Below are 14,022 nucleotides of genomic sequence, written 5' to 3' on the forward strand. Positions count from 1 at the left end.
AGCCTGATCACTCCTCCATCACCTCAACCAAACCCCGATCCTCACCGAGGAACCCGCCGCTCTGGTGTTGCCACAGCCGCGCATAGGTGCCGTTCTTCTCGAGCAATTGCGCGTGGGTGCCTTGTTCGATGATGCGGCCTTCGTCCATGACGATCAGCCGGTCCATCGCCGCGATGGTCGACAAGCGGTGGGCGATGGCGATCACGGTTTTGCCCTGCATCATTTCATCGAGGCTTTCCTGGATCGCGACTTCGACTTCCGAGTCCAGTGCGCTGGTGGCTTCGTCGAGCAGCAGGATCGGCGCGTTCTTCAGCATTACCCGGGCGATGGCGATGCGCTGGCGCTGGCCGCCGGAGAGCTTGATGCCGCGTTCGCCGACCAGCGTGTCGTAACCGCTGTGGCCCTGCTTGTCGCTCAACTGGCTGATGAAACCATCGGCCTGGGCGTTCACCGCAGCGCGGTGGATGTCTTCGTCGGTGGCGTCCGGGCGTCCGTAGGCAATGTTGTCGCGGATCGAACGGTGCAACAGCGACGTGTCCTGGGTGACCATGCCGATCACGCTGCGCAAGCTGTCCTGGGTGACCTCGGCGATGTTCTGCCCATCGATGCGGATCTCACCGCGATCAACGTCATAGAAGCGCAGCAGCAGGTTGATCAGGGTCGACTTGCCCGCACCGGAGCGGCCGACCAGGCCGATTTTTTCGCCGGGGCGAATGTGCAGAGTCAAGCCGTCGAGCACCTGGCGTTCGCCGTTGTAGTTGAAGCTGACATTGTCGAAAACCACTTCGCCGCCGGCCGGCTCCAGCACTTTGGCATCCGGCGCGTCCTGGACTTTCGGGCCGCTGGTCAGGGTGGCCATGCCGTCCTGCACGGTACCGATGTTTTCGAACAGCGAAGTCATTTGCCACATGATCCAGTGCGACATGCCGTTGATGCGCAACGCCATGGCGGTGATCGCCGCGACAGCGCCGGTGCCGACTTCGCCCTGATGCCACAGCCACAACGCATAACCGCCGGCACCGAGAATCAGCGCGACCACCAGCGCCTGATTGACGATCTCGAACTGGCTGACGAGACGCATCTGGCGGAACCCGGTGAGCTTGAAATCTTCCATCGCCGCACGGGCAAAGTGCGCTTCACGCTTGGAGTGCGAGAACAGTTTGACCGTGGTGATGTTGGTGTAGGCATCGGCAATCCGCCCGGTCATCGATGAGCGCGCATCGGCCTGTTCCTGGCCGACCTTGCCCAGACGCGGCACGAAATACACCATCGCCAGCCCGAACAAAACGATCCACGCCAGGAACGGCAGCATCAACTTCAACGCAAAGCCACCAGCCAGCGCAATGATCGCGATGAAGTACACGCCAATGCCGGGGAGAATTTCGATCAGGGTAAACAGCACCTCGCGCACCGACAACGCAGTCTGCATGACCTTGGTCGTGACCCGGCCGGAGAACTCGTCGGAGAAGAACGACAGACTTTGCCGCAGCATCAACCGGTGAAAGTCCCAGCGCAGGCGCAGCGGCAGATTGATCGCGAGGATCTGGTGCTGGACCATCGTGCGTAGCGCCACCAGCCCGATGCTGACTACCAGCACAATGCCGATGCCCCACAACACGCGGCTTTCCTCGTCACCAGCAGCGCCGCCAGATTGCCAGGTCGAGAGCAGATCCACCACTTGCCCGAGGAACGAAAACAGCCATGCCTCGTAGATCGACACGCTGGCGCTGAGCAGGGCGAAGGCCAGGATGTAACCGCGCGCGCCCCGGGTGCAGGCCCACAGAAATCGCATCAGGCCGACTGGCGGTGGCGGCGCCTCATCGGGCGGGAAGGGGTCGAGCCTTTCTTCAAACAGGCGAAGCATTGCGGTCTCCGAAGTGATCAGGGTGTGGGGATTCTGCCATCTATCGGCGGCGTTGAGGGTTTCACTGCCATCATCTGGATGAACCCCCGTGCCTTGTCTTGACCGCAGACCGGCGCAGAAGCTCAACACAATCCTGCCAAGCGCAACCTTTCGTCGCTGATCCAGACCTGATGCTGCACGCTCATCAACCTCTTTGAACTCTCGCGCAAGCTGCTCCGTCATCTCCTATGTGGGGGCTCGAGGCAATGTTGCCGTGTAGCTCCGTTTTTACGTTTTCAGTGAGAAGGCGAGGGGCGACATGAATACTTCAGACAGCAGGTCAGGGTATGAATCAGGTGATCCCAACGGCAAGCCTGAGCAAAGTTTTGATCATTTGAAGGACAACGTCAGCGAAGCACTGGGCGGTGCGCGGCAGCAGGCCGATGCGCAATTCGGCCAGTATCGCGACACCGCGGCCGAGCAGATCGAAGCCTTGGCGCAAGGGGCGAAAAGCTTTGTCTCGGAGCTGCAGGACAAGGACACGCTGGGCATGTCCGACTACCTGACCGACATGGCGGACTCCATGACCGGGCTGGCAGGCGATCTGCGTGGCAAGAGTGCCGAACAGTTGCTGCACGATGCAGCGGATCTGGCGCGCAGCAATCCGGGATTGTTCATCGCCGGCAGCATTGCCATCGGTTTTGGCCTGTCGCGGTTTCTCAAAGCAGGCACCTCTGCAGCAGCGACGGTCAGTGCCGAACACGATCCGGCGGCGGGCTCCACCTCGACGCCACCGCCAGCCGATTACGGCGCGAAGCGGCCCTATGAATCGTCAGTGCCGCCATCGGCCCACGCCAATCCGGGACTGGCCACCGGCATCACCCCGACCTCGCCCAGTGACAGCGATCACCCCTCTGATTTTGCCGCGGCTTCCGTACCGCACGCACCCGACGCCAAAGGAGAACTGTGATGAACAGAGATGAATCTGATCTGAGCGGGGCAAGGCCCCTCGGCCAAACGGATGACGCCTCCGTGGTCGGCCTGTTGCGGCAACTGTCCCGCGAGGTACCGGCCTTGTTCACCAAGGAACTGGCACTGGCAAAAGCCGAACTGCACAACAGCCTCAGCACGCTGAAGGCGGGCATCGCTGCGGTGGCCGGCGGCGCGATCGTGTTCCTCGCCGGCTTCATCATTCTGCTGATGTCGGCTGTGTACGGCCTGAGCATGTTCATGGCGCCATGGTTGGCCGCGCTGATCGTCGGCGTGGTGGTAATGATCATCGGCTTCGCCATGCTGCAATCCGGGAAAAAGCAATTCGAGCCATCTCACTTCAAACCTGATCGCACCCTCGACGCCTTGAACAAGGATCAGGAAGCGCTGCGGAGGAAAGTCTCATGAAAAGCGAACTGGATATCGAAGCGGAAAAAAGCCCGGAGCAGATTGAGCGCGAAATCGATGCGCAGCGCGCGAGCATCGGCAACATCGTCGATCAACTGGAGAGCAAGTTCACCCCCGGGCAGATGATCGATCAGGCCTGGGGGATGATGCAGAGCAACGGCTCGACATTCTTCACCAATCTCGGCACCAGCGTGCGCAATAATCCGGTGCCAGCGGTGCTGACTTCCGTGGGCCTGCTCTGGCTGATGATCAGCCAGAATCGCCCACCGGTGCCGCAGCCGACCTATCGCAGCGGGCCGGACCAAGACAAGGCCGGCGAATGGGCCGATGGTTTGGCCGACGGCATCGACAGTGCGCGCGCGCATTTGCATTCGACCACTGACTCGCTGAAGGACGGCTACCAGTCGCTGAAAGGCAAGGCCAGCCACCTCGGGGAAAACGTCGGTGCGGCGAAGGAAAATCTGAGCCATGCGATGCATGACGCCAGTGATCGACTGTCGCGTAATTCGCAAGTGCTTGGCCAGCAGTTCAGTCACCTGCTCAAGGAGCAACCGCTGATGGTGGCTGCCGCTGGGGTCGCTTTGGGTGCCTTGCTCGGCGCGGCGTTGCCGACCACCTCCACTGAACAGCGCTACATGGGCCGCACCAGCGCTGGCATGGTCGACAAAGCCAAGCAAAAAGCTCAGGAAGGTTATGAAGTCGTGCGTGACACGGTGACCCGAACCACTGAACAAACCGAAGTCGAGACCAAACCGGATCCGGCGCGGCCGTCTTCTTCGGATCTGTCGCAGGGTCTGGGTACATCCTGACGGGGAGAGATAAGGGAGGTCTTTAATGGGCCTCCCTTCGTCGTTGTGCGGCGGTAATTCGGTGTGCCGCTGTGGTGAGCCAGCCTGTGAAAACGTAGCCTTGCCCCGGATCATTGTGGGAGCGAGCCTGCTCGCGAAAGCGGTGTGTCATTCAATGTGGATGTATCTGATCTGGCGCCTTCGCGAGCAGGCTCGCTCCCACAGGGATTTTGGTTGCGCTGAAGATTTTGGCCTTGCCCCGGACCATTGTGGGAGCGAGCCTGCTCGCGAAGCGGTGTGTCATTCAACGTGGATGTATCTGATCTGGCGCCTTCGCGAGCAGGCTCACTCTTACAGGGGCGCGGTGTTCAGCTTCAGTGCTTCGACAAACGCCGCAAACGCTGCCGAGCCCTGGCGCCGGTTCGGGTAGTACAGGTGATAGCCCTGAAACGTCGGGCACCATTCTTCCAGCACTTCCACGAGTCGCCCGTCGGCCAGATACGGCGCGACCAATTGCTCGGGCACGTACGCCACGCCGATGCCATCCACGGCGGCATTGAGCACGTGCATGATGCTGTTGAACACCAACTGTCCGTCGACCTTCACGCTGAAATCCTGACCCTTGTGCGCAAACTCCCAGGCGTATATCGCGCCGGCCGGTTGATGGCGGATGTTGATGCAGGTGTGCTCCGTCAACTGATGTGGCGTGGCGGGTTTCGGGTGGCGGGCGAAGTAATCGGGCGAGGCGACCACGGCCAGGCGCCAGTCCGGGCCGATGCGTACGGCGATCATGTCTTTGCTGATTGATTCACCGAGACGAATACCAGCGTCGAAGCGCTCCTTGACCACATTGGTGAAACCATAATCGACGTAAAACTCCAAGGTGATGTCCGGATAGTCCTGCAAAAACTTTGCAAGCATCGGCCGAATGCACAACTCAATCTGGTCGTCCGTGCAGGAAATCCGGATCGTACCGCTGGGCTTGTCGCGCAGTTCACCAAGGGCTTCGAGCTCGGCGCTGATCTGCTCGAACAGCGGCGCAATCGAATGCATCAAGCGCTCGCCAGCCTCGGTCGGCGAGACGTTGCGCGTCGTGCGAGCCAGCAAGCGGATACCCAGACGCTGCTCCAGCGCGCGGACCGTATGACTCAACGCAGAGGGCGTGACGCCGAGGCGAGCAGCGGCTTTGGTGAAGCTTTGATCCTGGGCCACCGCCAGAAAGGCCTGCAGGTCATTGACTTTGGCGTTGCTCATTGCTGAATTTTTCTCAAAAGTACATGAAGATTACCGCTACTAATCAAGTTAAGCCCGATCCGTCAAGCTTTGCAGCCTGAGTAGCGGGGCAGAAGTGCCTCGACCATTTGTTCTTCCAGACAGGTTTTTGCATGACGGCCCAAGCAATCGACAACCCGACAAACCAGCCCATGGGCGTGTCCACTGACGGCGAGCAACCGGCGTACTGGAGCGGCGTGTTCGCCATGACCCTGTGTGTCTTCGCGCTGATCGCCTCCGAGTTCATGCCGGTCAGTCTGCTCACGCCAATGGCTACGGACTTGCACATCAGCGAAGGCCTGGCCGGCTACGGCATCGCCATCTCCGGCGCGTTCGCGGTGCTGACCAGCCTGACGATCACCAGGCTTGCCGGTTCGATGGATCGCAAGCGCCTGTTGCTGCTGTTGACGGCGCTGATGTGTGCGTCCGGGCTGGTGGTGGGCCTGGCGCCAAACTACACGGTTTACATGATCGGTCGCGCATTGATCGGCGTGGTGATTGGCGGCTTCTGGTCGATGTCGGCAGCGTTGGCCATGCGTCTGGTGCCCTCCGCCAGCGTGCCCAAGGCATTGGCAATTTTTAACGGCGGCAATGCTTTGGCTACGGTGGTCGCGGCGCCGCTGGGCAGTTATCTCGGCAGTGTGATTGGCTGGCGCGGGGCGTTTTTCTGCCTGATACCGGTGGCGTTGATTGCGCTGCTCTGGCAATGGATCAGCTTGCCCGCGCTCCCCGCCGCGCCACGCAAAGCCAGCGCAGCCAACGGCTTTGCGTTGTTCAAAAGCCGCCGGGTGGCATTCGGCATGCTCGGCGCAGGCCTGTTCTTCATGGGCCAGTTTGTGCTGTTCACTTACCTGCGACCGTTTCTGGAAACCGTGACCCGGGTCGATGTTTCGGTGCTGTCGATGATTTTACTGGTCATTGGTGTGGCCGGCTTTATCGGCACCGTGGTCATCGGTTCCGTGTTGAAGAAGGGGCTGTATCGCGTGGTGATCGCCATCCCGCTGTTGATGGCGATGATCGCAGTGGCGCTCATTGGGATGGGCAGTTCAGTGGTCGCGACGTTCGTGTTGCTCGGCTTGTGGGGATTGATCGCCACGGCGGCGCCGGTGGGCTGGTGGTCGTGGCTGGCGCGCACGCTGCCCGACGATGCCGAAGCGGGCGGTGGGCTGATGGTGGCGGTGGTGCAGTTGTCGATCGCTTCGGGGTCGACCGTCGGTGGTCTGCTGTTCGACGGCAGTGGCTATCGGCTGACCTTCTTCGCCAGCGCGGCATTGCTGGTGCTGGCGGCGCTGATGACGTGGCTGACGTCGCGGCAGAAAGCCTGACTCAGCTCTCGGTATTTTCCACTGAAGCCTGCGCGGCTTCGGCTTCCAGCTTCAGGCGATCAGCCTTGCAGATGTATTTGGGCTTTTTCGGCGCCAGTTTGGCGTTGGCCTTTTTGGCTTTTTCCTTGAACAACTGCTGCAGCTTCTTTTGACGATTCATGATTTTTCGATCAGGGGTGGAGAGGGTGGGAATCCTGACGCAAGGCCGAGTGGTCAGCAAGAAGAAATCCACTAAGCTGAGCACATTCCCCCCAACTCAAGCCCCCCCAAACCGAAGGAATCGCACATGAGAAAAGCTCGCAGATTGATTGTCGCGCTGTCTTGCCTCGCGCTTGTAGTCGGCAGCACGACGGCACTGGCCGACCCCGGCAATGGCAAGGGCCAGGGCGGCCAGGGCAACGGCAAGGGCAAACCGCAGAACATGCAGGATCATGGTAAACAGGGTGGGGGCGGTCAGGGCAATGGCAATAAAGGCCAGCAACACTCTGGCAATGGCGGCGGTGCTCCGAGCATTGATCGCGGCAATATTCTCGGCATCGTCGACGGCTATCGCGGCGAATACTGGAATCCGGGGCCAGCGCTGCCGCCTGGCGTTCAGAAGAATCTGGCGCGGGGCAAACCGCTGCCACCAGGCATCGCCAAGAAGCTGGACGGGCGTCTGCTCGGCCATTTGCCTCATTACGACGGCTACGAATGGCAACAGGTTGGCACCGACCTGATCCTCGTCGCGCTGGCTACCGGGCTGATCTACGAGGTGCTCAACGGCGCGTTCGATTGATTCTGCAAAGAGGAGTGGCAGCACCTGCCGCTCCTTTTTTATTCATGCATAGCTGCATCAGATGCAGCAATGAACTGCATTCAGGTTGGGTTGTTCGTTGAATGCTGAGCTTTCAGACTGAGCTCAACGGCTAACGAATGAATGGAGATGACCATGGCCAATGCAATCCGCTTCACCGCAACCGGCGCACCGGATGTCCTGCAATTGCGCACTGTCAGCGAACAGGCCCCCGGGTCCGGCGAGGTCTGGCTGGAGCAAGCGGCGGTGGGCGTCAATTACCTCGATGTCAGCCAGCGCAAAGGTGCGGTACCGGTGGCGTTGCCGTCGGGGCTGGGGCTGGAAGGCGCGGGTCGGGTGGCGGCGGTCGGTGCCGGTGTGAGCAACGTGCGCGTCGGTGATCGGGTCGCTTACGCCACCGGCCCCTTGGGCGGTTACGCCTCGGCGCGGCTGTTTCCGGCAGAGCGGCTGGTGAAGATCCCCGATGAGTTGTCGTTCGAAGATGCGGCGGCGGTTTTGTTCAAAGGCATCACCGCGCAGTATCTGTTGAAGGCGACTTACCCGGTCGGGCCGGGCACGACGATGCTGCTTTACGGTGTCGCGGGAGGTCTGGGGGAAATCATGGTGCCATGGGCCAAACACCTTGGCGCAACGGTGATCGGTGTGGTGTCGAAGCAGGCCAGTGTCGACAAGGCTCGCGCTTCGGGCTGTGACGAAGTGCTGGTGTTCGATGCCGAGACTCTCGCCGCCGATGTGGTGCGTATCACCGAGGGGCGCAAGGTCGATGTGGTGTATGACCCGATTGGTCGGGTGTCTTTTCAGGCCTCGCTGGACAGCTTGCGCCCACGCGGATTGATGGTCTCGTTCGGCGCGCAGACCGGCGCGCCGGCGGCGGTGGAAATGGCCACGCTGAACGCCAAGGGCTCGCTGTTCCTGACCCGTCCGTCGCTGGCCGCGCACACTGCTACGACAGCCGAATATCAGGAGCGCGCACAAGATGTGCTGGCCGCAGTGGCCGCCGGTATCATCACCCCGCAAATTCGCGCGCGTTATTCATTGGCCGACGTGGCACAAGCGCACGCCGATCTTGAATCGGGCAGATCATCAGGGGCGATCATTTTAAAACCATGAATCTGGATGTTCTGAGCAACCCGCACAGCGATGAAATCGCTGCTTTCCTGGCCGTCGCCGCGCAAGGCTCGTTTGTCGCGGCGGGGCGTTTGTTGCAGCGCCATCCGACCATTGTTTCCAAGCGCCTGGCGGCGATGGAGAAGCGACTGGGCGTGCGGTTGGTGGAACGCTCGACGCGACACGTGCGTATCACCGAGGCCGGCCTGCAACTTGAACAACGCTTGCGCGCGGCCGTCGAGTTGATGAACGAAGCGCAGCAACAAGCGGTGCAGGGCGCCAGCGAAGTACGCGGCACCTTGCGCCTGGCGTTGCCGGCGGCGATGGGGCGCTTGTGGCTGGGGCCGCTGCTGCCCGAATTTCTCAAGGCCCATCCGCAGGTTTCGCTGGTGGCCGATTACAGCGAAGGCCTGGTCGACATCATCGAGCAGGGCTTCGACGCGGCTATTCGCATCGGCGAGCTGGACGATAATCGGCTGATCGCGAAAAAGCTCAGCGACCATCGACGGATTCTCTGCGCATCGCCGGCCTACATCGAGGCCCACGGCATGCCGCAAACCCCGCAGGACCTGCTTCAGCACAATTGCCTGCGCTTCAGTGGGCTGGCCTCGTTCCCGCTGTGGCGCCTGCATCGCGGCAACGAGGTGCAGACCATCACGCCCCACGGCAACCTGACCGCCAGCGACAGCGAATCCCTGCTCGCCGCCGCCCGCGCCGACGCCGGCATACTCGGTGCCGGCGACTGGCTGATGAGCCGCGATCTGGCGGCAGGTCGGTTGATTCGTGTGTTGCCCGACTGGCATCTGGATTCGGCGGGCGGCGTTTATCTGGTCAGGCCGTCATCGCGGTTTCCAGCGGCGGCGGTGGTGGCGTTCAAGGAGTGGATTGAAGGGAAATTCGATCCGGCGCCACCTTGGGCGGTTTGATCACAACCTGCATCAAGACCGACACTGACCCTGTGGGAGCGAGCCTGCTCGCGAAAGCGCAGTGTCAGTCATAGTTGATGTGGCTGACCTGACGCCTTCGCGAGCAGGCTCGCTCCCACAGGTTTCGTGGCTTGTTCAGGAATTGCCGRACATACGTATATCCAWTGTGGGAGCGAGCCTGCTCGCGAAAGCGSAGTGTCAGTCATGGATGATCTGGCTGACCTGACGCCTTCGCGAGCAGGCTCGCTCCCACAGGTTTCGTGGCTTGTTCAGGAATTGCCGAACATACGTATATCCAATGTGGGAGCGAGGGCCAGTTTGGGCGCACAAAAAAAGCCCGGCATTGCCGCCGGGCTTCGGTGTCTTCAACACTTCAAGCGGCGATTTTGTTGGCCGCCATTTCCTTTTTGTGGCTCGCCTTCATGGCTTCCATTTGCGCGCCCAGTTCCTCGAGCTTGGCCTTGCCCAGAAGCTTCTGCGCTTTCGGGAACATTTCCTCTTCTTCCTCCTCGATGTGGTGCTCCAGCAGTTCCTTGACCACTTTGACCCGACCGGCAAATTCCGGGCTGCCTGGATCGGTTTCTTTCAGATCAGGCAGTACCAGCGAATCCACGGTGCGGTGCTCTTCCTTGGCTTCGTAATACATGATGTCTTCTTCCTTGCTGCCGGCTTCCTTGAACGCAGGGTAGAGAATCTCTTCTTCGAGGCGGGTGTGGATGGTGATTTCCATTTCCAGTTTGCTTAGCAACTCGACGCGTTTTTTCAGCGCGCGATCGGTGGATTCACTCAGTTGGCTGAGGATGGCTTTTACTTTTTCATGGTCGGCTTTGAGAAGGTCGATGGCATTCATTTTTTGAGGCCTCTGCTTTTCACGGATTGAACACAGCGTTCTTTTTTTCGCGCTGCTGTGTATTCAGGAAGAGGCTGTCGCAGGACTCGTGCCAACTCGCCGATCCAGCGCAACCCGCGTAAATCAAGGGGTTGACGCAAAAGCCGGCAGAACGCCTTCATGCAGGCTGCAAGATATCGCAGCGGCGGACATTGCATATAACAAGCCCGGCAAATGCCGGGCTGTGGTGATGCTTGGAAAGGGGCAGCGCTAGCCGCTTCAACGGTTAGCCTGTGAAGGCGAAACACGCCCGATATGCTTGGGTCCCGCCAGTGCCCAGGCGATCAGGCCGAACAGCGGCACGAACACGATCAGCACGATCCACACGCCTTTACTACTGGATTTCCCTTCGCTTTTACGCACCCGATTGATGGCCCAAAGCTCGATCAGCACAAGAATGACCGCCAATACGATCCACACGGTTTCGATTTGCATAGGCTTAGCTCCTGATGGTCTGTGCGTTAGGCGACGATAGGGGCGTTGGGTTCATTCTTTTTGCCTTGGACAAGCGGGCGGGGTGATACCCGGTTGCAAAATAAATGTCTGATCGCCGCTGCGGCCTATATCCTCTGCGCCACGTTTGGGCTGAAACAGGGACAGGGCAATGGCATTCAGGGTGATGGTTGTCGGTGGTTACGGCAATTTCGGCAGTATCGTGTGTCGGCATCTGGCGCTCATGCCAGAGATTGAACTGCTGTTGTCGGGCCGCGATGCACGCAAGTTGCAAATCAAGGTCGCTGAGCTGCAAGCGCAATCAGGCCGTCCGTGCGGAGGGTGGTGCGGCGATGCAATGGGCGCAGGTTTTCAAGCGGCGTTGCGAGAGTTGAATGTTCAGTTGGTGGTGCACACCGGCGGGCCGTTTCAGGGGCAATCCTACGCAGTTGCTGAAAGCTGCATCGGCGCCGGTGTGAATTATTGCGATCTGGCTGACTGCCGCACTTTCGTCAACGGCATTGACGTGCTCGACGCCCGCGCCAGGGAGGCTGGTGTGGCCGTGCTCAGCGGTTGCAGTTCGGTGCCGACCTTGTCCTCGGCAATCATCGATCAGCAGCGCCAGCGCTTTGCGCGAATCGATTCGATCGAGCATGGCATTTCATCCTCGGCGAAGATGCCGGGGCTGTCCACGGTCGAAGGCGTGCTCGCTTATGCGGGCAAACCGATCAGGCAGTTGAAAAACGGCCAGGTTCACGAAGTATTGGGTTGGCTCGATCTGACCCTGCGCAGCATGCCGCAACTGGGCACGCGGGTGCTGGCCAATGTCGATGTGCCGGACATGGATATATTTGCCCGCCGCTATGGTGCGCACACACTGCGCTTCAAGGCTGGCGCCGGCCTGAAGCTCGGCGGCGTTGCCAACGCCTTGCTGGCGCAGGCCTTGCGCTTCGGGCTGGTGCGCGATCATGTGCGCTGGGCGGCGCGCCTGCATCGCCTGGGCACGTGGTTCGAACGCTTCGGTGATGGCAAAAGCGCGATGTACATCGATGTTCAGGGCATCGGGGTTGACGATCAGCCGCTGAGCATGACCGCGCAACTCACCGCGCTGAATGACAAAGGCCCGGAAATCCCCAGCTGCGCCGCCGTCGCCCTGGCAATCAAAATGGCGCGGGGTTATGCACCGCAACCTGGCGCGAGGCCGTGTGTTGGCGAAATCAGCGTCGATGAATATCTGGCGGCGATCAACGATCCGGCCAACTTGAGCCTGTCGGTTCAATTCTCCGATGGACAGCGTTGAGATGCTCTATCTCTGCCTGAAGTACCTGCATGTAATCGCGGCGATTTTCCTCTTCGGTTTCGGCATGGGCTCCTACCTCTACCTGATCGCCGCCAGCCGCAGCGGCAACCCGCAAGTGATCGCCCATGTCGCAAGGATGGTGGTGCGTTTCGATACGTGGATCACCACGCCGGCCGGGTTTGTGCAGGTCATCACCGGCTATCTGCTGATGCGGCTTTCCGGGCTTTCGATGAGCAGTGAGTGGCTGCTGACGTCGCTGATCATTTTCTTCTGCGTAGGCGCACTGTGGCTGCCTGTACTGGTATTGCAAAAGCGTCTGCAGAAGATGGCGCTGAGCGCGGGCGAGGGCGGCCTGCCTCTGGATGATCGCTTTGCAAGCACTTACCGCTGGTGGTTCTGGATGGGCATCGCCGGGTTCGCCGGGATGTTTGTCATCGTGCTGATGATGGTGACGAAGATGACACCGGTGCAACTGGTCGGGTTAACCGTGGGCTTTTAGAAAGCGGCTTTCATGATCCGCTGTTGGCAGCAGGCAAGTGTCGTACTTGCCGAACAGCCGATAGCGGTTCAGCGCGATTCGATCGTAAGCCCAGTCACGCAGGCGGCGCGGGAAAATCCGCAGCAGTTTCAGCGGCTGCCAGCGCATCGGCAGTTGCCCGACCACTTCAAGGAATGCATCTGATCGCTCCCAATAATTGCGGTCGCGGATCACCGCCATGGTGTCGAACTCATCCAGGGGCAAACCGGCCCACGCCAGCAAGGCCTGGCCTTCGGGCGATTGCACGGTCGCCAGACGCACATGGCGCTGATGGTCATGGCGAATCAGAAAGCGCGCCCAGCCGTTGCACAGTTTGCACACGCCGTCGAACAGCACCACGGTTTCGCCTGGCTTGAGCAATGGCGCGGGGGTCGGGCGGGTTTTCATGGCAGGCATCGGCGGATGTCCTTGGCGGCGGTTGTCGCGATCATAACCTTGATCATTGGGCTACAGGAGTGGATCGCGGCGGTATTGGCCCGGCGATATGCCGTGCACGCGGCGGAAGGCAGCGCCAAACGCCGCGTCGGACAGGTAGCCCAGTGACGCGGCGACAGTGGCCACATTGTCCCGACCATTGCGCAAGCGAAACGCGGCCACGCGCATCCGCCAGCGCGTGGCATATTCGACCGGCGCTACACCCATGCAAGTTTTGAATAACGCGGCGAAACCGGAGCGCGACATGCAGGCAATCTCGGCCATTTGCGTCAGTCGCCAAGGTTTTTCCGGGGCAGCGTGAACGGCGCGCAAGACGCCGGCAATCGCCGGTTCCCGCAGTCCGCCCAGCCAAGACAATTGTTCGGCATCCGCGCTGTTGATGTGATGGCGCAGCGCATGGATGAAGATCAGTCGCAGCAAGTCGTTGCACATCGCCTGCGAGCCGGCCTGGTGTGATGGCCACTCGCGCTCCAGTTCATCCAGCAGCCAACCGAACGACGAGGCACCTGTGGCCTCTGCGCGAATGATCAGCGAGGTCGGCAGCACGTCGAGCAGTTCGGTTGCGCCGGGTCCCGATAGCGACACGCTGCCGCCCAGCAGCTCGACTTCCTCGCCGACGCCAAACGTCGCCGAGACGCCGTCATGGGCAAAAACATCCGCTGCATTCACCGCCTCGACGTCGGCGCCGCTGGCCAGAATGAACGGCGTGCGCGACACCACAAAGCAGTCGCCGGCCCGCAGCAACTGCGCCGGCAAGCCCTGCATGCGCAACCAGCATTCGCCTCGTCGCACCACGTTGAATTTCAGTTCGATGGGTTGAAATCGCAGCGCCCAGACGCCGCCTGCCTGCAAACGCACCGAGCAGGCTGCTTGCAACTCGGAGAGTGCCAATACGGCAGAAAGCGGATCGCCAGCAGGATTTTGGATGATCACGACAGAAACCTGGATTTATCAGACTGGTTTGTCCCGAGAG

16 protein-coding genes are annotated in these 14,022 nt (G+C 60.7%); 9 read left to right on the top strand and 7 right to left on the bottom strand.

The features are described 5' to 3' along the window. Nucleotides 1-7 precede the first annotated feature (7 nt). Nucleotides 8-1,864 carry an ABC transporter ATP-binding protein gene (locus tag ASG55_RS06965; RefSeq protein ID WP_056784851.1) on the bottom strand — a complete coding sequence of 619 codons (1,857 nt, stop codon included), beginning with the start codon at nt 1,862-1,864 and terminating at the stop codon, nt 8-10. Between the two features lie 298 nt (nt 1,865-2,162). On the opposite strand from ASG55_RS06965, the gene ASG55_RS06970 reads away from it, so the two are divergent. The 3 genes from ASG55_RS06970 to ASG55_RS06980 are packed head-to-tail and all read left to right on the top strand — an operon-like array spanning nt 2,163 to nt 4,050. After that, nucleotides 2,163-2,813, top strand: coding sequence for a hypothetical protein (locus ASG55_RS06970; protein ID WP_056784853.1), 651 nt, complete (start codon nt 2,163-2,165; stop codon nt 2,811-2,813). Then, nucleotides 2,813-3,241, top strand: coding sequence for a phage holin family protein (locus ASG55_RS06975; protein ID WP_052392217.1), 429 nt, complete (start codon nt 2,813-2,815; stop codon nt 3,239-3,241). The genes ASG55_RS06970 and ASG55_RS06975 overlap by 1 nt, the downstream gene beginning before the upstream one ends. Then, nucleotides 3,238-4,050, top strand: a complete 813-nt coding sequence (locus ASG55_RS06980) for a DUF3618 domain-containing protein (protein ID WP_056784856.1) — start codon at nt 3,238-3,240, stop codon at nt 4,048-4,050. Before ASG55_RS06975 ends, ASG55_RS06980 begins: the two co-directional genes overlap by 4 nt. A gap of 330 nt (nt 4,051-4,380) precedes the next feature. Here the strand turns inward: ASG55_RS06980 and ASG55_RS06985 are convergent, their stop codons facing one another. Further along, complete coding sequence (locus tag ASG55_RS06985; RefSeq protein ID WP_056784858.1) at nt 4,381-5,283, bottom strand: LysR family transcriptional regulator; 903 nt, start codon at nt 5,281-5,283, stop codon at nt 4,381-4,383. A 131-nt stretch (nt 5,284-5,414) separates the two neighbouring features. Between ASG55_RS06985 and ASG55_RS06990 the strand changes: the two genes are divergently transcribed. Beyond that, a complete protein-coding gene (locus ASG55_RS06990; protein WP_201783053.1) occupies nt 5,415-6,626 on the top strand; it encodes an MFS transporter in 1,212 nt (403 codons plus the stop codon). Nucleotide 6,627: 1 nt separating this feature from the next. Here ASG55_RS06990 and ASG55_RS26195 read toward each other — a convergent pair whose 3' ends face one another. Next, the gene (locus ASG55_RS26195) at nt 6,628-6,786 is read right to left on the bottom strand and encodes a DUF2986 domain-containing protein (protein WP_081932631.1); all 159 of its coding nucleotides are present in this window, start codon (nt 6,784-6,786) and stop codon (nt 6,628-6,630) included. 126 nt (nt 6,787-6,912) lie between these two features. Between ASG55_RS26195 and ASG55_RS06995 the strand changes: the two genes are divergently transcribed. The 3 genes from ASG55_RS06995 (at nt 6,913) to ASG55_RS07005 (ending at nt 9,455) form a co-directional block, all read left to right on the top strand. Next, nucleotides 6,913-7,404, top strand: a complete 492-nt coding sequence (locus ASG55_RS06995; protein ID WP_056784860.1) for an anti-virulence regulator CigR family protein — start codon at nt 6,913-6,915, stop codon at nt 7,402-7,404. 153 nt (nt 7,405-7,557) lie between these two features. Beyond that, nucleotides 7,558-8,532, top strand: a complete 975-nt coding sequence (locus ASG55_RS07000; RefSeq protein ID WP_056786806.1) for a quinone oxidoreductase family protein — start codon at nt 7,558-7,560, stop codon at nt 8,530-8,532. Further along, complete coding sequence (locus tag ASG55_RS07005) at nt 8,529-9,455, top strand: LysR family transcriptional regulator (RefSeq protein ID WP_056784862.1); 927 nt, start codon at nt 8,529-8,531, stop codon at nt 9,453-9,455. The genes ASG55_RS07000 and ASG55_RS07005 overlap by 4 nt, the downstream gene beginning before the upstream one ends. Before the next feature lie 373 nt (nt 9,456-9,828). Here the strand turns inward: ASG55_RS07005 and ASG55_RS07010 are convergent, their stop codons facing one another. Together ASG55_RS07010 and ASG55_RS07015 are read right to left on the bottom strand one after the other, a co-directional pair. Next, on the bottom strand, nt 9,829-10,305 hold the full coding sequence (locus ASG55_RS07010) for a hemerythrin domain-containing protein (RefSeq protein ID WP_056784865.1): 477 nt from the start codon (nt 10,303-10,305) through the stop codon (nt 9,829-9,831). A gap of 258 nt (nt 10,306-10,563) precedes the next feature. Then, complete coding sequence (locus tag ASG55_RS07015) at nt 10,564-10,779, bottom strand: PLD nuclease N-terminal domain-containing protein (protein ID WP_056784868.1); 216 nt, start codon at nt 10,777-10,779, stop codon at nt 10,564-10,566. A gap of 169 nt (nt 10,780-10,948) precedes the next feature. On the opposite strand from ASG55_RS07015, the gene ASG55_RS07020 reads away from it, so the two are divergent. Together ASG55_RS07020 and ASG55_RS07025 are read left to right on the top strand one after the other, a co-directional pair. After that, nucleotides 10,949-12,076, top strand: a complete 1,128-nt coding sequence (locus ASG55_RS07020) for a saccharopine dehydrogenase family protein (RefSeq protein ID WP_056784871.1) — start codon at nt 10,949-10,951, stop codon at nt 12,074-12,076. A gap of 1 nt (nt 12,077) precedes the next feature. Then, entirely contained in the window at nt 12,078-12,575 is a 498-nt protein-coding gene (locus ASG55_RS07025; RefSeq protein ID WP_056784873.1) for a DUF2269 family protein, read from the top strand. On the opposite strand, the gene ASG55_RS07030 is transcribed toward ASG55_RS07025, so the two are convergent. Both ASG55_RS07030 and ASG55_RS07035 read right to left on the bottom strand, forming a co-directional pair. Then, nucleotides 12,558-13,010, bottom strand: coding sequence for a thiol-disulfide oxidoreductase DCC family protein (locus ASG55_RS07030; RefSeq protein WP_056784876.1), 453 nt, complete (start codon nt 13,008-13,010; stop codon nt 12,558-12,560). The two genes, ASG55_RS07025 and ASG55_RS07030, sit on opposite strands and share 18 nt — an antisense overlap. A 51-nt stretch (nt 13,011-13,061) precedes the next feature. Beyond that, nucleotides 13,062-13,982, bottom strand: a complete 921-nt coding sequence (locus ASG55_RS07035; protein WP_236708156.1) for an AraC family transcriptional regulator — start codon at nt 13,980-13,982, stop codon at nt 13,062-13,064. Nucleotides 13,983-14,022 lie beyond the last annotated feature (40 nt).

It is taken from the genome of Pseudomonas sp. Leaf434, from assembly GCF_001425545.1.
Lineage (GTDB): Bacteria > Pseudomonadota > Gammaproteobacteria > Pseudomonadales > Pseudomonadaceae > Aquipseudomonas > Aquipseudomonas siliginis.